The sequence below is a fragment of the Bdellovibrio sp. genome (assembly GCF_047637665.1).
GTDB lineage: Bacteria > Bdellovibrionota > Bdellovibrionia > Bdellovibrionales > Bdellovibrionaceae > Bdellovibrio.
This window is the reverse complement of record NZ_JBLJBT010000044.1, coordinates 74672-98660: the sequence shown is the minus strand read 5'-3', so window position 1 is coordinate 98660 and position 23989 is coordinate 74672. Positions and strand designations below refer to the sequence as shown.

Here is a 23989-nt window from a genome sequence, read left to right as displayed (position 1 = left end):
GTGAACTGTGCAAACGCAGACAATAAGCTATGTCAAAGAAGCGTCAAATCTCAAGAAGAGATTTCTTGAAAGGCTCCCTGGGTGTATCGGCATGGCCTTTGGCGACGACGGTTTTTGGTTTCGGCGGACAGGCCCAAGCGATCTACAATATGGGAGCATTTTGGAGAGGTAGTTCTGTCGGTGCCACCGCCGCTGGGGCAAGCCTTCGCCTTCGTTCTTCAGGTCCAACTTATTTAAGCCGAACTTTTTCTGCCCCCACAAATAACAAGATTATGACTCTCTCTGTGTGGGTCAAAAAAACAGGAATACTGAGCACGCTCTTTGATATGTCCCTTCTTTCAGTCGGGGATGCCGGATCTGTTGGAATTTCAGGAGCGGGTGCTTTTGGTGCGACCTATGACAATCGAATGTTTGTGCGGAATGGAACGACTAATAAAGATTATTGGTTCATTCAGTTTCGAGATCCTTCGGCATGGTTTCATGTGGTGGTAACGATTGATACGACTCAGGCCACGCAAAGCGACCGGGCGCGAATGTATGTGAATGGAGTCGAGCAGGCCAAGGGGGCTTCTTCGCTAGGGTTGAATGAAGCTATCGGTGTGAACACGGCTACCACCCACTACATCGGCGGATATGCCGCTGGTTATTATGCCAACGGGTATATCAGTGATTATTGTTTTGTGGATGGTCAGGCTCTGTCTCCGACGGTTTTCGGCAAGATAGATACAGTTACAGGAGCTTGGGTTCCACAGACCGCAACACAAATTCGTTCCAACGTGATCGCGGCGGGAGGTTGGGGAGCAAACGGATTCTATCTTCCATTTGCCAATAATACGTCTCAGGCGACGTTGGGATATGATTATCAGACCTCTTCTCGTTCGGGGACTAAAAATGATTGGACCTTGAGTTGGAATCCATTGATTGCAGGATTAAGTTACGATGCGATGATTGATTCTCCTGCGAAGAACTTCGCCTGCTTGTCCCAGTTGACGGGATTAGGAACTTCATATCTTTCGTTAAACAGTGGGAATCTGCAGGGTGTGGGGCTCAGTGGAAACTACAGCCATGCTTGCGCCACTCAGGGAATGACGACGGGGAAGTGGTATTGTGAAGTTCCTATTGTTTCGAGTGACCAAGGGGCGGGGTTAACAGATGGACGCCAGCTTCCCTATGACTATCTGGGAGGAACAGCAAAAAGTTACGGCTATCATCCTCCGGGTTATGTCATGAATAATGCCGCCAGCTACCTGACGGGCTTAGCCTCGTTCACGGTTGGCGATGTTGTGCAGATGGCTTACGATGCGGATACGCGAAAATTCTGGTTTGGTAAAAACGGGGCTTGGCATAATTCCGGCAATCCCGCGCTGGGTACAAATCCAACTTTCACAGCGGCGGCCTCGGATATCTACTTTTTTGCCGTGGGAGACATGCAGGGTCTTGGAGAAATTCCTTTTGCCATTAGCTTTGGTCAAGCGCCGCTGATTGCGTCTTCAAATTACGATAGCTCCTTTGGTGGATACGCCCGTTATCCAGTGCCTTCGGGATTTAAGGCTCTGTGTGCCGCCAATCTTCCGGACCCGGTTATCAAAAAGCCATCTCAGCATTTTGATGTGCTGGCATATACAGGCAATGGGCAGATTAAAGCTGTTAGACAAATGGGTGCGACTTCGTCGGTGGGAATTCCCGCGGCGTCTTTCCCTTATGCGATTAATAACTCACTTCGCTTTAGAGCGAGTGCGAGCCCCTATTTATCCCGAACTTTTGGGGCGGGTGGAAACACTCGCAAAATGACGTTTTCATATTGGTTTAAGCGAGGTTCAGTGACCAATGTGGAGGGGCACTTTACCGTTGGAACCAATGGACAGAACTATTTCACGATTGGATTTGGCTTTGCTTTGAACAATCCCACGCGATTTGAAGTCGCAATTGCGACGGGGAACGTGATGCAAGCGCAACGACTGACTGTGCGTGAGTACCGAGACCCCAGTCGCTGGTATCACGCGGTGGTTGCCTTTGACACCGATAATGCGACGGCGGCAAATCGTATCAAGATTTGGATTGATGGTGTTCAAGAAACGGATTTTTCTAACTCGGTGGATCCGGCGTTGAATTGGAACATTTATGGTTGGAATGCCTCAGGCACGACCCACTACATTTCGTCGGGATTGCCGGGATATGCCTCCCTGTATATGGACACCTATCTGGCGGAGGTGCATTTCATTGATGGACAAGCCCTGACGGCTTCTTCATTTGGACAAACGGAGGCAACGACGGGAACTTGGATTCCCAAACAGTACACCGGCACTTATGGGACGACGGGATTTTATCTTCCCTTCAGTGATACCAGTGGGCTGACTTCCGGCAGTAATGCTGGAATCGGAAAAGATTTTTCCGGCAATAGCAATTATTGGAATACAAATAATATTTCTTTAACCGCCGGGGTGACTTACGATGCCATGATTGACTCTCCGACCAACGGCGCTGGTGGCACACGGCCGGTAGGAACTTATCCTATTCTTAATCCTCTCACTCCAGCTGTTGCGGGTCTTTCGGGAGGAGGTCTCACGTCGACAAGTTCTGCTTGTCACAACTACTCGACGATTCAACTTCCTACCACGGGAAAATGGTATTTTGAGGGGACGGCGACCTCCTATTGGTACACGGGCGCTTATTATGTTTGGGGAGCTGTGGCGGTGGCCAATGCGACCGGTACTTATAGTGGTATATTGGCGACCTCGAACGGTACCAACGGAGGGGTCTGGCAAAACGGAGTCTTCAACCAGGCTTTCACGAGTTGGGCGAACGATGATGCCATCGGAATTGCTGTGGATATGGATGCGGGCACGGTCCAGGGCTATCGTAATGGTGTGGCCGTGGGAACACCCGTCGGCCTTCCTTCAGGAGATCTGTATTTTTACGTGTCCTCTTATGCTGGTGGGAATGTGATTCATGCGAACTTTGGTCAGCGACCATTTTCTTATGCACCACCAAGTGGGTTTAAAGCTCTTTGTGCTGCGAATTTCCCGGCGGCATCTGCGGATTATTGGACACCGGATTTATTGTGGGTAAAAGATCGTAAAACGGCGAACAATCATGTGATCGCAGACAGCGCGCGGGGAATCTTCCGACCCCTAACATCAAACACGACAGCCGTCGAAGTTCCCCAGAATCAAGCGATTCAACGGGTGTATCCTGGTGGCTTTATCGTGGGGAATGACACCACAGTTGGAACATTGAATGACACCTATGTCGCTTGGATGTGGAAAGCCGGTGGCTATACTGGAAGTATAAACAGCGTGGGAAGTATATCTTCAACTGCTTCCATCAATGCGACGGCGGGAATTTCACTGATAAAATATGTTGGCACTGGAGCTGCGGCAACAGTGGGGCACGGCCTTGGTGTGACTCCTTCTTTTATCCTGATAAGAAATCTGAGCTCATCCACTCCCGGATTTTGTGTTTGGCATGGTAGTTTTTCCTCGGCGAATAACTATCTACAACTTTGGACGACAAATGCAGCGGGCTCAGCCGCTATCGTTTGGAATGGAACAGCGCCAAGTAGCACAGTGATTTCGTTGGGAACAGATTTGGGAACCAACAACAGTACGCATCGGTACATCGGGTATTGTTTTGCGGAAGTTCAGGGTTTTTCTAAGATGGGCTCTTATACTGGGAATGGCAATGCCGATGGGCCTCTGGTCTGGTGTGGATTCAGGCCGAAATGGATTTTGATCAAGTCATCCAGTTATGCGGGTTCAAATTGGATCATCTACGATGCTGTGAGAAATGCATACAATTTAATCGACGCCAGTCTTTATGCAAACGGGAACAGTGAGGAGCAAATCTCATCAACAGTGGGAATTGATATTTTAGCTGGCGGCTTCAAAATTCGGACGACGGATGTCAGCAGAAATAACAATAACGACACATATCTGTTTGTGGCTTTTGCTGACTTTCCGTTTAAATACGCAACAGCGCGATAGAAGGTGGCCGCCTTTATTCCTTTGCTAGTTGGGTGGCCGTGGCGAAAATCCAATCTAAATACTTCTGCACATTCACATACTGGCCGCGGAAGTTGCAGTAGTCATGGTCTCCATCAGGAGATGGAGTATAACGAGTTTTTGAAACCACACCGACGACCACGGTTTTTCCGTTGATGTCAATCATGGCGGGGCCACCGGAGTCACCTTGGCAAATTCCCTTGCCGGCAGTTTGATCCACATGGAATGTGGCCGAGGTTTTTGAGTAGCTGACGACGTCTAACTCCACTGTTCTTAAGATGCCGAGATTGCCTGGAACAGATTTTCGCCCATCCACGCGTCCAAAGCCAGCGGCCGTGATTTTTTTAAGATCAAGATCGACGTCTCTGGGAGGAAGACTTAATGTCTCGATATTTTCAGGCAACGAAATCTCCAGAAGCATGAGGGCCAGATCAGAAACGCCGTCTTTAGCATAATCGGGGTTAGCGATGGCTTTAGCGACTTTGTAAATGGCTTTTTTTCCGTCAGCGGTGGGTAACTCAATACGGTGAACGGTCGCGGAACTGGAAACACAGTGAGCGGCGGTCAGAATAATACGCGGAGTGAGGGCGCTTGCCGTGCACTGGGAGACAGAATAGTAGGTCGTTGTCGCATCCCCTTCTTGAACAGTCTTAGGATTCGAGAGGACTCTGAGCGAAAAAGCCTTTTGATTTAAGGGGCTCTCGGGAGAAACGGTGACGCCGCCAACAATCGAATCGGCCTCTTGCAAAAGAGTATTCGACGGGTCTGAGGTGAAGGAACCTTGGCAAGCACTTAACATGAGGGCAAAAACGATCAATTTTCTCATGCGTTCCAGCCTTGCAAAAACGTAACACGCTTTAGACGTCCTATTTGCGAGTTGAACTGTCAAAAAAATAGATAGTGACTAAAATTGCGGTCGGGAGCAATGGCTCTGGCTCCCGGTGTGTTAGAGTGGGGCTGCTTAATCCTTACTTTCCTTCTCAATCGAAGTTCGCAGCAATGACTTCACATGCTCCTTGCGGGAAGAGCCTCCCAGCATGGCCTTGAGCTGGTTGTGAATCGAAGGATCGTTGATCAGAGCACCAAGAGTTCCCTCGCCTTTGTCGATCTTAGTCATGATGGAGTCCAACTTATCGATGGAGCGACCAAACTTTTCACCACCGCCGTGGGCGTTGATTTGAGTCACAAACCTTTGAGCTTCTTTACTAGCCAGGGTTAGACTGGTGCTGGCACTTTCAAGATTTCCCATCAGGCGGCCAAAACGATTGTCGGCATTCATGGTGTGGGTGATTTTGTAAAGTTCGTTGATGATATCGAAGATGCGATTTGTTTCGCTTCCCCGCTCTGAGATGATGCCCAAAAGATCCGTGGCCTTGGCAACATCTAGAATTTCACCCTCTTTAACCATCTCATTGCGAGGATCGCCGGGAATGATATAGACAAACTTATCGCCCAAAGCTCCTTGAGTGCGAATTTCCACTTGGGATCCTTGACGAAGACGACCGATATATTCAGCGTTGATCTTCATTTTTACGTCCAGCGCATTCTTCTCGGGCAAGAAGGTGATGTTTTCGACATTACCGACGGTGATCCCCGAAAGTGAAACCACGCTGCCAGAGGACAACCCTTGAACCTGTTCAAAGTGAGCATGAACACGGACATAGCTGGTAAAAAGAGCACGATCTGCTCCCAAAAAGAAGATCGAGCCTAAGATGAACACGATCCCAACGGAAAGAAAAATTCCAACTCTAATTTGAGTGCCTGTTTGAGATTCCATTATGCACTTTCTCCGTTAATAAACTGACTCATGGGTCCCTCGGGGACCTGTTTAAGTTTGTCGATGGTATATTGTTCACTGATGCGGCGGTTTTGCAGGAGGGCGACCTTATCGCAGACGGCATACACCGTTGGCATGTCATGAGTGACCAAAATAGAAGTAACACCTTTAGCTTTGAGTGATAGAATAGATTCTTGAATACGTTTGGTGTTATAGGGATCTAGTCCCGCCGTCGGCTCATCATATAAAACGACATCAGGATGCATCATCATGGCGCGAGCCAAACCCACGCGTTTTTGCATTCCCCCGGAAAGATTTCCTGGAAAAAGACTTTCAGAGCCGGGAAGTCCAAACTCCAAAAGTTGTGCGTGAATTTTCTGCGCGATTTCTTGTTCGGAATATTGAAAATGTTCGCGAAGGGGATAAGCCAAGTTTTCGTAAACGGTCATAGAGTCAAACAAAGCTCCGCCTTGAAAGGCGTAAGCCACTTTTTTGCGGATTTCTACCAACTCTTGTTCACGCATGGGGGCGATGTCGACGCCGTTAATAAGAATTTGTCCCTTATCCGGCTTTTCTAATCCCACAAGGCTACGCAAAAGAACACTCTTGCCTGTCCCAGAGCCTCCGATCAGGCCCAGACATTCTCCTTTACGAACATAGAAGCTGACACCTTCGTGGACTTTTTTTGAGCCAAACGATTTGTGAAAATCAACGACTTCAATGACACCTTGTTTTACGTCACTCATACCATCTTCTCCACGATCCAAAAAAGTTTCGACAAGAAGAAGTCACCAACGAGGATGAGAATGGAAGACACCACCACCGCCTTGGTTGTCGCAATGCCCACTTCTTTGGTGCCGTTCTGAACGGTGAGACCAAAATAGCAAGAGGGGATTGCGATAAAAAGAGCAAAGAAGAATGTTTTTCCAAATCCAGACAAGTAGTCTTTGATGGAAGAAGTGGTCAGGACTTTGAGCAAATAGAAGTTTGGATCGAGATTCAACTCTGTCGCTCCGATAATCAAGCCACCGGTGTTTCCCACGATATTGGCGATAGAAACCAGAATGGGAAGAGTGATCAAGCAAGCCATCACACGAGGAATGACGATCTTTTTAATCGGCGAAGTTCCTAGAGCGCGGATGGCATCAATTTGCTGGGTGACGACCATACTTCCGATTTCAGAGGCAATTCCAGCTCCCACGCGGGCCGCCAACATCAAACTTGTAAAAACCGGCCCCATCTCTCGCAGGATCGTGACAGCAAGTAGTTTGGGGACATAAAGCTTTCCGCCAAACTTTTCTAAGCCCAGACCAAACTGCAAGGACATCACCATTCCCGTGCTGACAGCGGTGATCACAATGAGGGGTAAAGAACGAGCCCCAATTTGGAAGATTTGTTCGACCAAAAGTTTCCAATAGAAACGGCCCTTCAGTTCCTTCAATACCTCCCGAGTCAAAAGGCCGACGCCTCCGACGAAGTGAAGGGTTTCCATTAAGAAAACTGTGAAGGGCAATCCAAGGTTATTCATCAGGGAGCCTTAAAATTTCGTTTAAAGTCTTCAAAGGTGGGTTCTTCGGAGGAAAATTGCACTTGAACACCACCATAGCTGAGGGTGTAATTGCAGCCATTCTTCTTAAATACTAAAAGAGAAATTTGCACCGGAATACCGTCGACTTTGCCCCGGGCGATCGTTTGGTGGGCGGCCCTGGAGTTATAAGTCAACTCTTCAGATTTCAAGATTTCTAAATTGCTGAGGGCGCTCAAAGATTCATTTTCAATTTGTGCAAGAGAGGGGTCGTTGCTGCTTCCGCATTCAGAGAAAAAAGAAATGGTGTTGCCCGTTTGGGAACTTAACCAGGTTTTATCGGCCTTGGAGGTGGTGATTTCCTTAAAGGGAGCAGCGGGGGCTTTGAACTCCACATCCTTTGCAGACGTAGATTTCCCGCCGGGGAATTGAACCGACACACAACTTCCAAGAAGCAGACTCATGATGCAGATAACAAAGTGGTTTCTCATAACGCCTATCTATCGGAATCTTTTGATGGAAAATTCAGTCTGACAATGTGAATTAGGACCAAAGTCTCTGTCATGAGTTTGTCAGGCCTGACAGAAATTCTATGAAACTTTTTGCCCATCTTGAACTTATTTGCCAATGGACCTTCGAAAGGGCTGGCACCGTATGTGCAACAGCACAAAGAAGGAAAAGAAGGGGTTCAAGGAGTGAACACTTTGCGATTTGTGATTATGGCAGGATGCCTGTTCTTAGGTCTAGCTTCAGCAGAGGCTAATAAGGTCAATGGCGTGATTAATTTTCAAGGGGACACCGTTCACTTGGAACTTCTCGGTCAGCAGAACTGGGACTATGACGTTAAACGCCTTGAAAAGAAAGGTCAGACCGTTGTTGAAATGACGGTGCCGGCCTTGGATGAGTCCACAATTAAGTCATTGAATTCCTTTAAAAGTGATTTTGTAACTCTGGTGTCCGTGGATCCCAAAGGACCTGATGGGAAGCATGTGGTTTCGTTTACTCTTTCAGGTGAGGATATCGACACCTTTGACTACCTGACCGACCAGCCTTCCCGTTTGATCATGGATTTTTACTTAAATCCCAACGCTAAAGCGAAGAAGGTCAGCAAGCCCGTGGTAGAAGCCAAAAAAGTTGAAACTCTTCCCACGGAGTTGCCTGCTAAGTCTTCAAAAGAAATTGCTAAAACAAAAACTGACAAGAAGAGAAAACCGGCAACGGCTGACGCCTTGGCGATTGGCAATCAAGGCGTGGCCGTCGCACAAAATGAGAACGTCGTAAAGTCAGGAATCTTTGACGGTGGCGATCCTGAGTACAGCCGTTTTTCTATTAAGGACTATGAAATCAAGGAAGAATCCTTGATCCGCGCAAAAGACAACTACTACATCCCCTTCCCGATGTTAGAGACGCCTGTGACGTATTGGGAAAAAATGAAGGTCACTCCGACGCTTTACGAGATCTCCGCCAAGTCGACAGAGGAAAATAAACAAGCGCGCTTGCTTTTGACGCTCTTTGAAAAGCAGCGATATGCGGTTTTCCTTAAGACTCAGCAGTGGTTTAAAGAAAAATATCCTGAATCAGAATATAATGAAGTCATTGATTATATGACTGCGGATGTGCATTTGGCTTTGTGGCAAAATGAGGGACGCAGCCAGAGCTATGATGAAGCTATTCAAAGATATAAAGATGCCGTCGCAAAATATCCGCGGTCCCCTTTGGCAGAAAGAACCTCACTCAAGATTGGATATCTGTCTTTTGAAAAGGGAGACTATTTAGGAGCGCTCCGTCTTTTCAACGAACATATTGAAAATAAGAACTTTGGTGACAGTGATGCTGTTTCCAAAGACTTGGCCCGTTTAGGAAGTGGTTTGGCTTTCTTGAAGTTGAGCAAGTGGGATGATGCGGTAGCTCAGTTCGACGCGGTTGAAAAGAATTCGAAGAACCGTGATTTGAAGGTGGAAGCCGCTTTCCGCCGTGGCGATGTTTGGGTTCGTGCTAAAAATTATACCAAGGCCGTTGAAGAGTACCAAAAAGCCCTGACGAAATACCCAGAGGGGCAAGGTTCGTATCCGAATGCCTATTACAATCAGGCCGAATCTTTATTTTGGATGAAGAAATACAACCAAAGTTTGGATGTCTACCGTGACTTTGTGAAGAGATTCCCAAGCAGTAATCATGCTCCCTTTGCGATGACTCGGTTGGGAGAGCTCCTCGAGATTTTTGGCGCCGACAAGTCTCGCGTGATGGGAGCCTATCTAGAAACTTATTTCCGTTATGGTGAAAATCCAAGTGCGGTGATTGCCCGTCTTCGTCTTCTGAGCGCTCGTATGAAGGGCATGAAACCCAAAGAAGTGAATAACGCCGTCAGTGAAATCATGTCTTTGGCAAAAAAAGTAGATCTTCCTAATATGGAGCAGTTTGCGACAATCATGGTGGCCGATGGTTACAGCAGCCGCAGCGAGCACCAAAAGGCGATTGATCTTTTATCAAAATATTATAAGGAGCATCCGACCTCTGTGGATGTGCCTTTGCTGACAAATAGAATCGTGGCCAATATTAATGAAAAACTTCAAACGGAAGTGGACGACGGAAATTTCATTCGTGCACTAAAAACACACAGTCAATATGCTGATACCTGGTTGAAGAATTCCAAGCGTCTGGACACGAAATATAACATCGGCCGAGCTTTTGAGATGGGTGGAGCCCCCGCTGAGGCTGAAAAATATTATAAAGATGTTTTGAATCGCACTTACGCGATTCGTGGAACTCAAGAAGCAAAAGAAATCCAAATTACCGAGCAAAGTCCGTCTGAAAGCGAATTGAATCTTCGTTTGGCTTCCGTTTTCAATCAGGAGCACAAATATAATCAGGCCTATGAGTATCTAAAAAATATCAAAACACCTGAGCAGCTCAAAGAACAAGATCAAATCGAAAGAGTGAATATTGCCGTTCGTCTTTTAGAAAAACGGGGCGATCATGAATCCGCGATTCGCTATTTGGGTGAACTTTTAAGAACCTGGAAGGGACAGCCGTCACTCGTGGCGGATCCTTATCTTAAATTAGCGGACTTGCAGATAAAACAGGGACGTTCCGCCGAAGCCCTTCAGGCGTTGGAAATGGTTGATCAGTTGTCCAAAGATTCTGGAAAAGTCGCTGCCGCAACTCATGCGAAAGCTTTGGAAATGATGGGTGATATCTATTTGGAAAAAGGCCAGGAAGAAAAAGCGACGGCCTCGTACGATCGCCTTCTTGAAAAATACGAAGACAGTCGTCCGTTGTCTTCCATTCGTTACAAGTTAGGTCAGATCTACTTCAAGCGCGGCGAAATCCAAAAAGCAGCGGAAGTATGGAATGACTTTAAAGGTGAAAAAAGCGCTTTTTGGAAGAATTTAGCCCAAGAGCAACTGAAGAATTCTGAATGGCGCGATGGTTATAAGAAATATATCAAGAGAATTCCAGCGATGTCTGAGAACGAGCAAGGCAAATAGGAGTTTTGATGTCGTACTTTGATTTTGATGCTTTACATATCGAAGATAGAAAAATGCATGAGGTAAAGCAACTCAGTATGCAATTGGCCGCGACCCAAGCAAGTCTGTTGATCGTCGGGGAGGCGGGTGTTGGTAAAACAAGTTTGGCTCGTTACGTCTACACAAAAAGCCGGTCGCCGCGCCTGTATTGTTTGGACTGCAAGAATGCCGGCGGCTTTGACTTTTCTAAAGTGGATGGCGGCACCCTTTTGATTGAAGATCTCGATTGTGCAAGTGTCACCATGCAGAATGATTTGATGAAGTTGGTGGAAAGAACGGATGGCTCGCGCCCTCGTTTCATTTCAACGTCACGTCGTGATATTCGTGCGTTGGTCAAACAAGACCAGTTTCGCCAAGATCTATTTTATAAGTTGGCGGTCGTGCATTTGGAAGTTCCTCGTCTTGAAGATCGCGCTCTGGATTTTCAGAACATCGTGAGTTTTATTCTGGAAGTGGCCCAGATCATTCATGGTAAGAGTGGACTGCGTTTAACGGCAGAAGCTTACGAGCGTCTGAATTCTTGGAACTGGCCCGGCAACATTCGAGAACTTGAAAATGTGCTGGAAAGAGCGGTGGTCCTTGCAAAATCTTCATTGATTGGACCCGAAGCCATTCAATTTGAGGCTATTGTTGAAGATATGGCCTTGGATTTTGCTCCAGGAATGTCCCTTTCCGAGGTGGAAAAGCGTCTTATTTTACAGACCTTGGAGTTGACGGCCCAGAACCGGACCCGGGCGGCACAGATGTTAGGCATTAGTATTAGAACATTGAGAAATAAACTTAATGAATACAAGGAGGAAGGGGTTTTATGAGTAGCGGACTTTTCGATAAAACAACCAGCGCTCTAGCCACGTCTCTGTCGATGAGACAGCTCCGTCATAATGTGACTTCATCAAACATCGCCAATGCGGAAACCCCCGGGTATCACGCCAAGAAGATGGATTTTGAAGGGGCCTTGCAAAGAGCCCTCGACTTGGATGGCGGTAATTCATTAAGCACCAGCAGTCCGGAACACTTCGCGGTGGGTGGAAACTCCGTCACGAAAACTCGTCCTGATATTTATGAAGACCCCGAAGGGGCCGTGAATAATGACGGTAACACCGTGGACGTGGAAAAAGAGATGTCAGCGTTGTCTGAGAACGCAATCATGTATAAAGCGGCCTTGCAGTTGATTAATAAGAAGATGGCAGCCTTGAAGTATGCTGCGACTGAAGGGCGGTAATAGATGGCTGATTTTTTGACCGGGATGAGAGTCAGCAGCAGTGGTATGGCGGCGCAAAGAATGCGCATGAATACCATTGCCAGCAATATTGCCAACATCAATACGACTCAGACTCCGGAGGGCGGCCCTTATCGCCGTAAGGACGTGGTTTTTGAGGCCATGCCAGACGCGAAGAACTTTGGGGAGATTATCACCTCCTCAGATCCCGCGGGGAACTTCCAGCGAGTCCAGGTCACAGATGTGATTTCAGACAGAAAAGCTCCTTTGTTGAAGTATGAACCGGATCATCCTGATGCGAATGCGGATGGCTATGTGGCTTATCCCAATATCAACCTCATGGAAGAGATGACCAATATGATACAGGCCTCTCGCTCCTATGAGGCCAATGTCACGGCTTTGCAGGCATCCAAGGATATGGCGCTTTCGGCTTTGGAGATAGGCAGATAGTTCCTGGACCTGGGCAATTTTTAAGGACTTTTTGAGTTTAGTTATATTACAATTTTTATAAGGAGAAGGTGAAGCCATGGAGGGTTTTACTGTATCAAATGCGAATAGGTTTCTCGACACAGGGATCACTCGTGATTCCAAGTCGTTAAGCATCGAGAGCCCTTCATCATCGAGTTCCACAGCAGGTACTGGTAAGAGCTTCGCCGACACCCTAAAAGAGGCCGTTGGGAGCGTGAATGAAATGCAGAAGGCTTCAGACAAAGCCATGCAGAATCTCGCAACCGGAAAAACGGATAATGTCGCGGATGTTATGATCGCGGCAGAAAAAGCAGACATCGCCTTGAAGGTGATGGTGCAAGTGCGCAACAAGATTATTGATGCGTACCAAGAAGTCATGAAGATGCAGGTTTAGTTTTTTAGGTCGGAGGGGTTACCTTGAACAAAATTTTCGGTGGATTGGTCATCCAATTTCGTGAGTTCTTTAAAAACTTGGGGCCAACCAAAAGACTTTCGGTCGTTGCAGTTACCGTTATCGCGGCCATCGCGATTTTGACCATGCTCTTCATGGCATCCGGGAAGGACTATGTTCCACTCTTTACGAACATTCCGACGGAACAAGTTTCGACGATGGTGGCGAAACTGAACGAAAAGAACATCCCTTTCCAGTTGCGCGATGGCGGTCAGACGATCGCAATCCCCAAAGAGTTGTTGCATTCGACGCAAATGACTTTGATGTCAGAAATCGGTTCGCCTAAGATGGGCTCCATCGGTTTGGAAATCTTTGATAAGCAAGATTTCGGAATGAACTCATACGCACAAAAAATCAACTATCAACGAGCCTTGCAAGGGGAGTTGATGAGAGCGATTAACACTTTGACGGCGGTGAAGCAGTCAAAGGTGATTTTGGCGTTGCCGAATAAGAAGACCTTCCTGGAGGAGGGCGGGCAAGCTTCGGCTTCTGTCGTTGTCGAGCTACACCAAGGAAAAGAACTAGCTCCTGAGCAGATTCGTGGTATTCGCTACCTTGTTGCCAATGCCGTTGAAGGTTTGGATGCCGACAAGGTGACAGTTCTTGATGAACGTGGAAAAGTTTTGACCCGTCAGTCCGATGGGACGACCGGTGGCTCTAATGAGCTCTTGGATCTTAAAGCAAAAATTGAAAATGATTTAAAAGATCGTATTGAAGATATCCTTGCCAAGGTCGTGGGACATGCCAAAGTGGTGGCGAAGGTGGATGCCACCTTGAATCACCGCGTGATTTCTTCTGTGGAAGAGTCTGTGGATCCTGATAAAACGGCCATTCGCTCTCAGCAATCCGAAGAGGAATCTTTGGATGGTTCACGCACCAATCCATCGGGCGTTCCGGGAAGCCGATCCAATTTACCTGGAGCAGAAGATCAAGGAACTGTGGGTTTCCGTCAGGATGTTAAAAAGGAAATTAAGACCACAAATTATGATGTTCCTAAAACAGTTCGCAACATTCGCGAAGCGGCGGGTGCTTTAGAGCGTGTCAGTGTTGCTGTGGTGGTTGATGGATTTAGCACGACCGTGACCAAAGAAGACGGTACGACGGAAACCAAATGGCAGCCGCGTTCTGCCGAAGAACTGAAAAAATACGAAGATCTGGTAAAAAATGCGATCGGCTATAATACGGCTCGAGGCGACAGTGTTCGTATTGAAAATATCCAGTTTCAGCCAGAGGACTTCTCGGAAGCTGAAAAGATCTTGACGACGTTAGAGCGTAAAAAGTTGATCCATGCCTTGTTCAAGTGGGCGCTTTTGGGTTTCAGCTTGGCCTTGTTCTTCTTTATCGTGGTTCGTCCCTTCATGCAGTGGATTACTGACAGCTTCCAAGACTCTGTTGAGGAGATGTTACCTAGAACCATTGAGGAGCTTGAAGAGCTGCAGTCTGTCGATAGCACATTGCCTGGTATGTCGACGGCTCTTCCCGTGCTGCAAGAATCTATTGATCCTGAAAAAGCCGAAAGCGAACTTCTTAAAGATCGTATTATGGCGACGATGTCTCGAGATGAAGAGAAAGCAGCCAATGCCTTTGGTATGTGGCTTGTTAGGAAGGATGGCTAATGAAACTTCATAAGGCCGAAAATATTGAGTATGAACATTTGAAAGGTTTTGATAAGGCCGCAATCCTTATCAATTATCTGGGACGAGATGCGGTGAAAGTCCTTCTTCGCCACATGGACGACGCCGACATTCGCAAGCTGATTAATCAGATGAGCAAATTACGTGTTGTTCCGGTTCATGTCACCAAACGCGTTTTAGAAGAATACTATGAAATGATCTCTGAAACAGAAGACTATATCTTCTCAGAAAGTATTTCTGCCAAAGACACGATCGTCGATGCTTTGGGAGAAGAGCGAGCGCGTGGTATCCTCGGGGGTTTGAACATCACTTCGGGGGGCTCACGCTCTTTGGAGTCTTTAGAGATGGTCGATGCGAAATCCTTGGCAACGTTCCTAGTGAACGAACATCCGCAGACCGTGGCCGTGATTTTAGCGCACTTAGAACCTGAAAAAAAGGGCGAGGTTTTGAAACGTCTTCCCGAGGCTTTGCAAGCTGAGGTGGTGCTTCGTATGGCCAACCTTGAACACGTCGACCCTGAGTTGATTGCGGAGATTGACCGCGTGATGAAAAATCAGCTCTCAAATACGGCAACGGTCGAACAAGCCGCATTGGGCGGTGTTCAGCCGGTGGCCGAGATGCTCAACGTTATGGACAAGAACACGGAAACGGCGATTATGTCTCGCTTGGAAGAGAAAGATCCTCTTTTGGCGGAAGAAATTCGCAAGTTGATGTTCGTTTTCGACGATATCGTCAAAATCGACGACCGTGGTATTCAGGCTCTTCTCAAAGAAGTTCCCAACGAAAAACTTTTGTTGGCCCTCAAAACTGCCAGCGAAGATATTCGTGGAAAAATCCTCAAGAATATTTCTCAGCGTGCGGCCGATATGCTGCGTGAAGATTTGTCGAACATGGGACCTTCTCGTTTGTCCGACGTAGAACAAGCGCAGCAAGAGATCGTCAACGTTGCGCGACGACTCGAAGCGGAAGGAAAAATCTTGATTGCAAGAGGTGGTTCAGAAGATGCCATGGTCTAATTTGAAGCCGAATACAAACCGCGTTTCAAAATCGGTCCTTCCCAAGGAGCTGGCAGAAAAAACCGTGCTGGAGTTCGTTCCGGCCCGTTTTGATCTGGGCACTCCCGAGCAGGCATTGAATTACCTGGCGGAAAAAGGTAAGGGTTCCGATTTCCGTATGAACGATGCGGTTCGGGTTCAAACGGGTATCGATCAAGTTGAAAAAGTCAGTGAAGAAGAAAAGGTTGAAGCGGCCGCCTTAGAAAAACTCAAAGAGATCCAAGAAGGCGCTTATCAAGAGGCCTATCGACTGGGACTTGAAGAGGGTCGTAAAGAGGCTTTCGAAAAGGTCTCCGCCGAGATTGCCGAGCGCATGGAATCCATGGATGCGCTTTTAAATGCTATCAAAGAGATGAAAAAAGAGATGGCTTCGTTCAATGAATCCCATCTTATTAAATTGACCTTTCAGATGGCGGCGCGTTTGGCAAAGACCGAACTGCACAACAACAATGAAGCGATGGTGCAAATCCTTCGTGATGCCGTCAGTCTTTCGCAGGACGAAGAAAATATCACCGTGCGAGTTTCTCAAGGTCAGTTTGAATTTTTGGAAGAGCTTAAGAAAGAAACGGGTCGTGAGTTTGAATTCATCAAGCGCATTCGTTTTGAACCCAGTCCCGAAGTGGCCGATGGCGGTTGTATCGTCGAAACGAACTACGGTGAAGTCGACTCTCGCTTAGAACAACGTATTGAACAGCTTTGGACAGTGCTTTCTGAAAACATGCCTAAAGTAAAAGACAGGATTGCCGGCTGATGAACGAGCTAGAGCTGAATCTGGAGAAATATTCTGAAGTGGTCAGCAGCATCCACTTGACCAAGGATAGTGGCAAGGTCACTGAGGTCAATGGTATGTTGATCAAAGGGTATTTGCCCGGAGCCAGTGTCGGAAGTATCGTGCAAATCATTCCCAGCGGAATGGATAAGTCTTTCTTAGCTGAAGTCGTTGGATTTAAAGACAAACATGTTTTGATGATGGCTCTCAATGACATGAGAGGCGTGGCTTTGGGCTCAAAGATTGTTTTGGCTCGTCAAATTGCCACGGTTCGCGCCGGCGAAGAGCTTTTAGGGCGCGTGGTGGACGGTTTGGGTCGTCCCCTGGATGATAAGGGCGAAGTCGAGAATTTCCGTGAAGTCCCACTGTACAGTGAAGTTCGAAATCCTTTAGAGCGAAGACCCATTCGCGAACCTATTGATTTAGGGATTCGCGCTATTAACGGAGCATTAACCGCAGGTCTAGGTCAGCGTGTCGCCATTATGGCGGGTTCTGGAGTTGGTAAGTCTGTTCTTTTGGGGATGATGGCTCGGAATACCAATGCCGATGTCAACGTTATTGCCATGATCGGTGAACGGGGACGTGAGGTTCGAGAATTTATCGAGCATGATTTAGGACCGGAGGGCATGGCCCGTTCGGTGGTGGTTTGTGTGACGAGTGACCAAAGTCCTCTCTTGCGTATGCGCGGAGCTTACGTGGCTACCGCTTTGGCAGAGTATTTTTGTTCCCAAGGGAAGAATGTTCTTCTGATGATGGATTCGGTGACTCGTTTTGCGATGGCCCAACGGGAAATCGGCCTCAGTACCGGGGAGCCACCGTCCCAAAAAGGTTACACCCCCAGTGTTTTTGCGACCTTGCCAAAGTTGTTAGAAAGAGCCGGCTCCTTCGAAGGGGAAGGCAGTATCACGGGATTCTATACAACGCTGGTTGAAGGGGACGATATGAATGATCCCATCGGGGATTCCGTTCGTTCTATCGTTGATGGGCACATTGTTTTAAGTCGTGCGTTGGCACAAAAAGGACATTTCCCGGCTATTGATATTATGCAAAGTGCAAGTCGAGTGATGCGCGCCGTTTCGTCACCAGAGCATGTGAAGTTAGCGCAGAAGTTAAGAGAAACCTTGGCAATTTATAAAGATGCCGAAGATCTGATCAATATCGGGGCTTATAAGCCGGGATCAAACCCCAAGATTGATAAGGCGGTGAAAGTCATCGATGGAGTGAATGACTTCCTTAAGCAAAGAGTCGAAGATCCGACGAATTTTACTCAAACGATCCGGCAAATGCAGCAGATCCTTGTCAACGCTTAAAGCGTCTGGCGCACAGTGGGTAGGGCCGGAGGCCCGGAACTGGAGTAGCTTACATGAAGTTTAAATTTCCGCTGCAAAAAGTACTTGAACATCGCAAGATCAAAGAAAACTTGGCCCAAAAAGACTTTCAAGAAGCCATGATGCTGCTGAATGAGGAAAATGCTCGCCTTGAGCAGATGTTGCAGCAGAAAACGGGGGCTCACACTCAGGCTGGGGCTTTGTCATCTCAGGGAGGGGCCCAAGGTCCAGCCCTAACCCAGATCCATGAGTTTCTCAAGGGCCAGGAAATCCTTATCCACAAGCAAAAGCAAAAAATTCAAGAAATAGAAAAATTGGTCGAGTCCAAGAGAGAGGTTTTGCGACAAGCCGCTCAGGAATATAAAATTATGGAGAAGATGCGAGAAAACAAGTTCGAAGAGTATCGACATGAAAGACTCGCTCAAGACCAAAAAGAGATGGATGAACAAAGCATCCTGCGCTTTAAAGCAGTGAAGGAATCTTAAGGATGAAAAGCGGATACGATCAATTCTTCAAAAATGCACGCAAGGTCGCAGATCAGCAAAGTGGCGTTAAGTTTCAGAAGAAACCCGCTCCTACACGCCTGCATCTGGATTTGGCATCTGAAGATGTTGAACAACAAATCCGTCGTCGCATGAAGATGGGGAGTCCAAAAAAGAAAAAGAGATCCTCTGTTCCCTGGAAAATGGTGGGCGTTTCCTTTTTTGGTTTTATGGTTGCGATCTGGGGTTTTCAGAACCACGAACAGGTGGAGAGTCTCATTAAGCGAGTGGAAATTCAGATGACGGGAGAAGCGGTGGCGCAAGGACCGGCGGCTCCGGCCCCCGTTGCTCCTGTGGCGAATGGAAAAACCGACGTCGCTGTCCCCGAGTCTGCTAGCGCATCTATGAGCACCGCTGAAATTGATCATCTGCAAAAGTTGAATGATCGAAAAAAAGAACTTGATGCGCGTGAAGAAGAACTCAATCGCATGGAAAGTGAACTTCAGGTTCAAAGAGTAGAACTTGAAAAGAGATTGAAAGAACTGGAAGAGATGCGAGGAAAGATTTCCAACATGCTGGAGGACCGAGTCAAGGCCGACGACCAGAAAGTCGATACCTTGGTACAGATGTACTCCAATATGAAGCCTCCACAAGCGGCTAAAGTCTTTGAGACAATGGACGAGGATTTGGCAGTTGAAATACTTGGACGTATGAAAAAGAAGAATGCTGCTGATATCATGAATTTATTAAAACCCGAAAAGGCTCAAATCTTATCGGAGATGTTTGCAGGTTATAAACGACGCTCTCCAGCGTCTCACTAACTGACTGCGCCAGGAAGGCGCGGATAGTTTCAAGGAGGAAGGTTTGTTACAAAATATCGCAGTCGGCCCCCCAATGGTGGGAGCGACCGATTTGAAATCCTCGCCGGACAGAGCGGCAGAGAAGGGTTTCAAAGGTTCCGACTCCGATTCTTCGTTCGGAAAGGCTCTCGAAGATAGAGTTTCGAAAAGCCCGAAAGAAATGAAAGAGTCGCTGCCGAAAGAGATGAGGGCGAAAGAAGAAAAGCCCGAAAGATCAGAGGCAAGGAAGACGGAAACAGAGGTCGTCAAACCGGAAGGGAAGATAACCAAGAAGGCGACGGTTCGACAGCAGGCAATACAGGAGTTCATGGACTCATTCGAGAGTGAATTCGAAATATCCCCCACACGACTTGTGGAGGCGATGGCCCAGCTGGATGAAAACCAACTCGCACAATCCCCCGAAGTGACAGCGGATGCTGTGATTGATCAATTGGGATTGGATGATGCAGACGCAGACAAAGCTCGTGCGATGTATGCGGCGTTGCTCATGCAACTCAATCAGATGCCTCAGCAACAACCGCAAGCCAAGCCCGTGTCAGAGATGACATTTGGTGGAGCTGGAATGTCTCAACAGAATATGCAGGCGCGAATTGCCGCGGCTCAAGGAAAACAAAATACTTTGAGTGCGTCGGTAGATCGTGTAACGCAAAAGTTCTGGATGAATCAAGAGCCCAAAGCAGTACCAACTTCGATGCCTTCTTTGCAAGATTCTTTGGCGCAAAGAATGATGATGGATGAAGGTTCATTTGCGGAGGCATTACCTCAAGAGGAAATTCCGATGGATGCTCCTGAGATGGAAATGTCTTCTGAGATGACTTCGCAGCCTCAGGCTCCAGGTGCCAAGTTGGAAGAGCTTCCGCCTCATTTAAAGGGTCAGATGGCAGAGACTATGTCTCCGGCACTCTTAGCGGCTTTGGCGGCGAAACAAGCCGCCGCTTCACGAGCTGGCCAAGAGGGCCCTCAAGAAGAGGCCCCTGCTTTGATGGAGGAATTTCAGCAAGCTATCCAGACACCGAAAATGGAAAAGCCAGTGACGGCATTGCAGGGGGCACATCCTCAAGTGCAAAGTAAAGTCACTCCCGAGGCCTTTTTCCAGAATCAATCTCAAGGGCAGTCTTTGATGCAGCAGAACTCGCAGCAGTTCATGCAAAAAGGCATGACTTCTGAAAAAGAGATTTTGGGAAAACTCACGGAAAAAGCAACGGACTTCAAGAGCAGTCTCACAGGCCTTGAAGGCGTTCATGGTGCGCCGATTAAAGGCGACGCCTTGAAGATGGATGCGGCAATGCCTCTGACGGCTTCAGCACCCACGGCGCCTGCAAATCCGGGAGAGAATGAGGCCGCTGTGAAGCAGCTCATGAATCAAGCTCAATACTTGATTAAAAAGGGTGGCGGCGAGATGAAGGTTCAAATGACCCCTGAGGGCATGGGAACTATTCACCTCAAAGTGATGCTTCAAGACGGCAAAGTGAACTTGCAGATGTCTGCGGATACTCAGGAGGCTAAAAAGACGATTGAGTCTAGTCTAGCTGAACTGAAAACCAGTCTTGCTGCTCACAAGCTCTCGATGGAAAATGTAAAGGTGGATGTTGTGAACTCAACGTCTGCGGATACGGCGACACAAAACCAGACCAATATGAACGGTCAGAACCAGAGAGACCAAGCTCGTCAATTTTGGAACCAGTTTAATGAAAACTTTGGTTCTCAAGGACGTCGAGAGTCTTTCACGGAGATGCCGAATCTCAAAGGTTATGGAAATCCTCGTCGAGACCCTTTGCAGCCCATTGAGACCGCAAGTAAAGCGGGCGCACGCAGTGTGGATGGTAAAGGCAGCGGAATAAATTTGGTAGCTTAAGGCGCAAGAAGGAGTCGATATGACAATGATGAGTACGAAATTAGGAGTCAATGCATTCGGTGCGACGCAAACGAAAGCGGAGAATGCAGGTCCATCCAATGTCAGTGCTCTGGATAAAGATAAAGTCGGCGGAGAAAACGTCGGCGAAGTTCTTAATAAAATTGTCGATGCGAACTGGACAGATCCTTCAAAAAAAGTGCGCGCTACGGGAAATCCAAATTTGGACAAAGACGCATTTTTTAAGTTGATGCTTACGCAAATGAAAAATCAAGATCCGACAAATCCCATGAAGAGTCATGAGATGGCCGCACAGCTTGCGAACTTCTCATCACTTGAGCAGATGCAGAACATGAACAGAACACTTGAAGAGTTGAAGAATGGCCAAAAGCCATCAGAGAATTTTCAAGCACTGAATCTGATCGGCAAAGCTGTGGCGGGGGATTCTTCGAAGGTGATTCGTGGCGTGAATGACAAAGATCACGACTTTAAATTCACGTTGCCGATGGCAGCAAGTGAGGTGTCAGTGAAAGTGCGTGATGCGGAAGGAAACATTGTTCGTACTTACAATCTCAAAGGTCTCAAGCAGGGTGAAAACAAGCTGACTTGGAATGGTGAAGATGAAAAGGCGATGAAAGCAGCTCCGGGAGAATATCAATTTATCGCAGAGGCAAAAGGTTCTGACGGTAAGAAGATCGGGATTAAAACAGACTTCGATGGTGTGATCACAGGAGTGAGTTATTCTGGTGAGGGACCTGTTCTGCACGTAGGAACGCAAGCGATTCGATTCTCTGACGTGAAGAAGATTACAGACCCTCGTCTTATGAGTAACGACCAGAAAGTAAATGATGTTACAAACCTAGACTTGAAAAAGGATGATGCCACAGGACAAACTGGAAAAGAGGGAAATGTAGAGTCACAAAAGACTTCACCAACTCCCGCTCCTGGAGCAAAATCTAATATCATGAACACGGTGGGATTATCCCGGGACATGATGGAAAGAATCGCTAAGGAGACGGCGAAATAATGGTGGACTTAAAGAAGATACAGACTCTAGATCAACTCGTTCCGCAGCAACCAGGGAAGGTCAAACAACCGGATCTGGGCACGGGACCCTCCTTCAAGGAGACTCTGAATAACGTCGGAGGCATGAAGCCTCAGAATGTTGGACAGATCGCTCCTCAAGGCCTTGCCAAGGCTGCGGAAGGGGTGAAGTTCTCGAATCACGCGATTGAGCGTATGAGAACTCGGGGAATAAGTTATAGCCCTGAGGACATCTCAAAACTCTCAGACGCCATTTCGAGAGCGGCGGCGAAGGGTTCGAAGGATTCATTAGTGTTAATGAATGACTCCGCACTGATCGTCAGCGTGAAGAACAACACGGTTGTGACGGTGATGGACAAGAATGCGCTTAAAGAAAACGTATTCACCAACATCGATTCGACAGTGGTTCTGTAACGCAACGGCGGCAGCCGAGGATGTGGGAGCGCCGGTGGCGCGGACACTGAACTGGCAGCGACTGGGTTAAAAAATTAATATTAGGGCTGGTCCTCGCAGAGGAGGCCCTCCAAACGGCGGATTCCGATTGAAGACGCCAACGACATGGAGGTCACATGGGTATTCTTTCATCTCTTTACACAGGTGTGTCTGGTATGACTGCTCAAGGCGAGGCTTTGGGTGTTATCGGGGACAACATCGCCAACGCGAACACCGTCGGTTTTAAAGCGAGCCGCGCGGAATTCCAAGACATCATTTCCAAAAACTTAAAAGGTATTCTTGGTGGTAACCAAATTGGTCGCGGTGTGAAGATCGGTGCCGTAAACCCCATTCTGACTCAAGGTAATATCGATGCCACAGAAAAAGTCACTGACTTGGCGATTTCTGGTGATGGTTACTTCAAAGTAAAAGGTTCTGATGGCGAGTCTTACACTCGTGATGGATCTTTCCACTTTGATCGTGAAGGTTACTTGGTAACTAACGACAATCAAAAAGTTCAAGGTTTCGCGACGGATGAAAAAGGCAATATCGTTAATAAAATGACAGATATCAAATTCCCTCGCGCCTTGATTCCTGCAAAAGCAACGAAAGAATTGAAACTTGATTTGAACTTAGACTCGCGCATGGAAGCGACTAAGAAATTTGATATCAAGGATCCATATTCCACTTCTCATTACTCTACAGGCGTTGAGATGTACGATTCTCAAGGTAATAAACACTTGGTAAGCTTCTTCTTCAATAAATCAGCAGACCGTGAGTGGGAATTCAAAGGTCTTGTTGATGGTAAAGAGATTAGTGGTGGTACAGAAGGCGGACTTTCTCAAGTTTGTGCTGGTAAGTTGAAGTTCACAGTTGATGGAAAATTGGATAGCCAAGAGACGACAGAGACCAACTTCAACTTCAAAGGTGGTGCTCTTCAAGATCAACAAGTGAAGTTGAACTTTGGTGATGCCATTAAAGACGGCGGTAAGGGACTTGACGGTACGAAGCAGTACGGTAAGAACTCAGATTTGATCTCTTGGCATCAAGACGGTGCTGCCGCGGGAACAATCACTGGATTGTCATTCAATGACGAAGGTGTGTTGACGGCAGTTTACTCTAATGGACAAGCTGCGGACCTTGCCCAGATCGCTCTGGCGAAGTTCGAAAATCCAGAAGCTCTTTTCAAGGTTGGTAACAACCGTTTGAAGGAATCTCGTGACTCAGGAACGGCTTCTTTGGGTGGACCTGGCGCTGCTGGACGCGGAAAGTTGTTCGCGAAGTCCTTGGAGAGATCTACTGTCGACTTGGCAACGGAGTTCGTAAACATGATTCAAAATCAACGTGGTTTCCAAGCCAACGCGAAGACGATCACGACGACAGATGAACTTTTGAACGAGGTTATCCAACTTAAGAGATAATTTTCGCTAAACTAGACCTATAGACCATGTCACAGGCTCCCTGACCAGGAGCCTGTTTTTTTATTTCTGGCAAGTCTGATTACTGGGGTTTTGGGTTTCATCTTTGCAATGCCTGGGGGGCAGTCGATTAAATGTCTGCAATAA

The 23989-nt window shown here is 47.5% G+C and carries 21 protein-coding genes; 16 read left to right on the top strand and 5 right to left on the bottom strand.

All coding sequences use genetic code 11. The features are described 5' to 3' along the window. Nucleotides 1-29 precede the first annotated feature (29 nt). The gene (locus ACM64D_RS15460) at nucleotides 30-3983 is read left to right on the top strand and encodes an SPRY domain-containing protein (protein ID WP_415064133.1); all 3954 of its coding nucleotides are present in this window, start codon (nucleotides 30-32) and stop codon (nucleotides 3981-3983) included. A gap of 13 nt (nucleotides 3984-3996) precedes the next feature. Here the strand turns inward: ACM64D_RS15460 and ACM64D_RS15455 are convergent, their stop codons facing one another. The 5 genes from ACM64D_RS15455 to ACM64D_RS15435 form a co-directional block, all read right to left on the bottom strand. Then, nucleotides 3997-4827: a S1 family peptidase gene (locus ACM64D_RS15455; RefSeq protein ID WP_415064132.1), complete on the bottom strand. Its 831-nt coding sequence runs from the start codon at nucleotides 4825-4827 to the stop codon at nucleotides 3997-3999. 135 nt (nucleotides 4828-4962) lie between these two features. Continuing rightward, nucleotides 4963-5778 carry an MlaD family protein gene (locus ACM64D_RS15450; protein WP_415064131.1) on the bottom strand — a complete coding sequence of 272 codons (816 nt, stop codon included), beginning with the start codon at nucleotides 5776-5778 and terminating at the stop codon, nucleotides 4963-4965. Further along, complete coding sequence (locus tag ACM64D_RS15445) at nucleotides 5778-6524, bottom strand: ABC transporter ATP-binding protein (protein WP_415064130.1); 747 nt, start codon at nucleotides 6522-6524, stop codon at nucleotides 5778-5780. The genes ACM64D_RS15450 and ACM64D_RS15445 overlap by 1 nt, the downstream gene beginning before the upstream one ends. After that, on the bottom strand, nucleotides 6521-7306 hold the full coding sequence (locus ACM64D_RS15440; RefSeq protein WP_415064129.1) for an MlaE family ABC transporter permease: 786 nt from the start codon (nucleotides 7304-7306) through the stop codon (nucleotides 6521-6523). Before ACM64D_RS15440 ends, ACM64D_RS15445 begins: the two co-directional genes overlap by 4 nt. Next, nucleotides 7306-7794: a hypothetical protein gene (locus ACM64D_RS15435; RefSeq protein ID WP_415064128.1), complete on the bottom strand. Its 489-nt coding sequence runs from the start codon at nucleotides 7792-7794 to the stop codon at nucleotides 7306-7308. Before ACM64D_RS15435 ends, ACM64D_RS15440 begins: the two co-directional genes overlap by 1 nt. Before the next feature lie 204 nt (nucleotides 7795-7998). Here ACM64D_RS15435 and ACM64D_RS15430 point away from each other — a divergent pair, with 204 nt between their 5' ends. From ACM64D_RS15430 to ACM64D_RS15360, 15 genes are all read left to right on the top strand, one after another. After that, entirely contained in the window at nucleotides 7999-10791 is a 2793-nt protein-coding gene (locus tag ACM64D_RS15430) for a tetratricopeptide repeat protein (protein ID WP_415064127.1), read from the top strand. An 8-nt stretch (nucleotides 10792-10799) separates the two neighbouring features. Continuing rightward, nucleotides 10800-11642, top strand: coding sequence for a sigma 54-interacting transcriptional regulator (locus ACM64D_RS15425; RefSeq protein WP_415064126.1), 843 nt, complete (start codon nucleotides 10800-10802; stop codon nucleotides 11640-11642). Next, entirely contained in the window at nucleotides 11639-12052 is a 414-nt protein-coding gene (gene flgB, locus ACM64D_RS15420; RefSeq protein ID WP_415064125.1) for a flagellar basal body rod protein FlgB, read from the top strand. Before ACM64D_RS15425 ends, flgB begins: the two co-directional genes overlap by 4 nt. Before the next feature lie 3 nt (nucleotides 12053-12055). Further along, nucleotides 12056-12499, top strand: coding sequence for a flagellar basal body rod protein FlgC (gene flgC, locus ACM64D_RS15415; protein WP_415064124.1), 444 nt, complete (start codon nucleotides 12056-12058; stop codon nucleotides 12497-12499). Nucleotides 12500-12575: 76 nt separating this feature from the next. After that, nucleotides 12576-12911, top strand: coding sequence for a flagellar hook-basal body complex protein FliE (gene fliE, locus ACM64D_RS15410; protein WP_415064123.1), 336 nt, complete (start codon nucleotides 12576-12578; stop codon nucleotides 12909-12911). A 23-nt stretch (nucleotides 12912-12934) separates the two neighbouring features. Continuing rightward, entirely contained in the window at nucleotides 12935-14584 is a 1650-nt protein-coding gene (gene fliF / locus ACM64D_RS15405; protein WP_415064122.1) for a flagellar basal-body MS-ring/collar protein FliF, read from the top strand. Further along, a complete protein-coding gene (fliG, locus tag ACM64D_RS15400; protein ID WP_415064121.1) occupies nucleotides 14584-15618 on the top strand; it encodes a flagellar motor switch protein FliG in 1035 nt (344 codons plus the stop codon). Before fliF ends, fliG begins: the two co-directional genes overlap by 1 nt. Beyond that, on the top strand, nucleotides 15605-16408 hold the full coding sequence (locus ACM64D_RS15395; protein WP_415064120.1) for a FliH/SctL family protein: 804 nt from the start codon (nucleotides 15605-15607) through the stop codon (nucleotides 16406-16408). Before fliG ends, ACM64D_RS15395 begins: the two co-directional genes overlap by 14 nt. Further along, entirely contained in the window at nucleotides 16408-17736 is a 1329-nt protein-coding gene (locus ACM64D_RS15390) for a FliI/YscN family ATPase (RefSeq protein WP_415064119.1), read from the top strand. Before ACM64D_RS15395 ends, ACM64D_RS15390 begins: the two co-directional genes overlap by 1 nt. Nucleotides 17737-17789: 53 nt before the next feature. After that, nucleotides 17790-18239 (top strand): flagellar export protein FliJ, encoded by a 450-nt coding sequence (gene fliJ, locus ACM64D_RS15385; protein ID WP_415064118.1) that lies wholly within the window; start codon nucleotides 17790-17792, stop codon nucleotides 18237-18239. A gap of 2 nt (nucleotides 18240-18241) precedes the next feature. Continuing rightward, nucleotides 18242-19057, top strand: a complete 816-nt coding sequence (locus ACM64D_RS15380) for a magnesium transporter MgtE N-terminal domain-containing protein (protein WP_415064117.1) — start codon at nucleotides 18242-18244, stop codon at nucleotides 19055-19057. 43 nt (nucleotides 19058-19100) lie between these two features. Beyond that, nucleotides 19101-20951: a flagellar hook-length control protein FliK gene (locus tag ACM64D_RS15375; protein ID WP_415064116.1), complete on the top strand. Its 1851-nt coding sequence runs from the start codon at nucleotides 19101-19103 to the stop codon at nucleotides 20949-20951. A gap of 19 nt (nucleotides 20952-20970) precedes the next feature. Then, on the top strand, nucleotides 20971-21975 hold the full coding sequence (locus ACM64D_RS15370; RefSeq protein ID WP_415064115.1) for a flagellar hook assembly protein FlgD: 1005 nt from the start codon (nucleotides 20971-20973) through the stop codon (nucleotides 21973-21975). Continuing rightward, nucleotides 21975-22406: a TIGR02530 family flagellar biosynthesis protein gene (locus tag ACM64D_RS15365; RefSeq protein ID WP_415064114.1), complete on the top strand. Its 432-nt coding sequence runs from the start codon at nucleotides 21975-21977 to the stop codon at nucleotides 22404-22406. Before ACM64D_RS15370 ends, ACM64D_RS15365 begins: the two co-directional genes overlap by 1 nt. A 155-nt stretch (nucleotides 22407-22561) precedes the next feature. Further along, entirely contained in the window at nucleotides 22562-23845 is a 1284-nt protein-coding gene (locus tag ACM64D_RS15360) for a flagellar hook protein FlgE (protein WP_415064113.1), read from the top strand. Nucleotides 23846-23989: the final 144 nt, after the last annotated feature.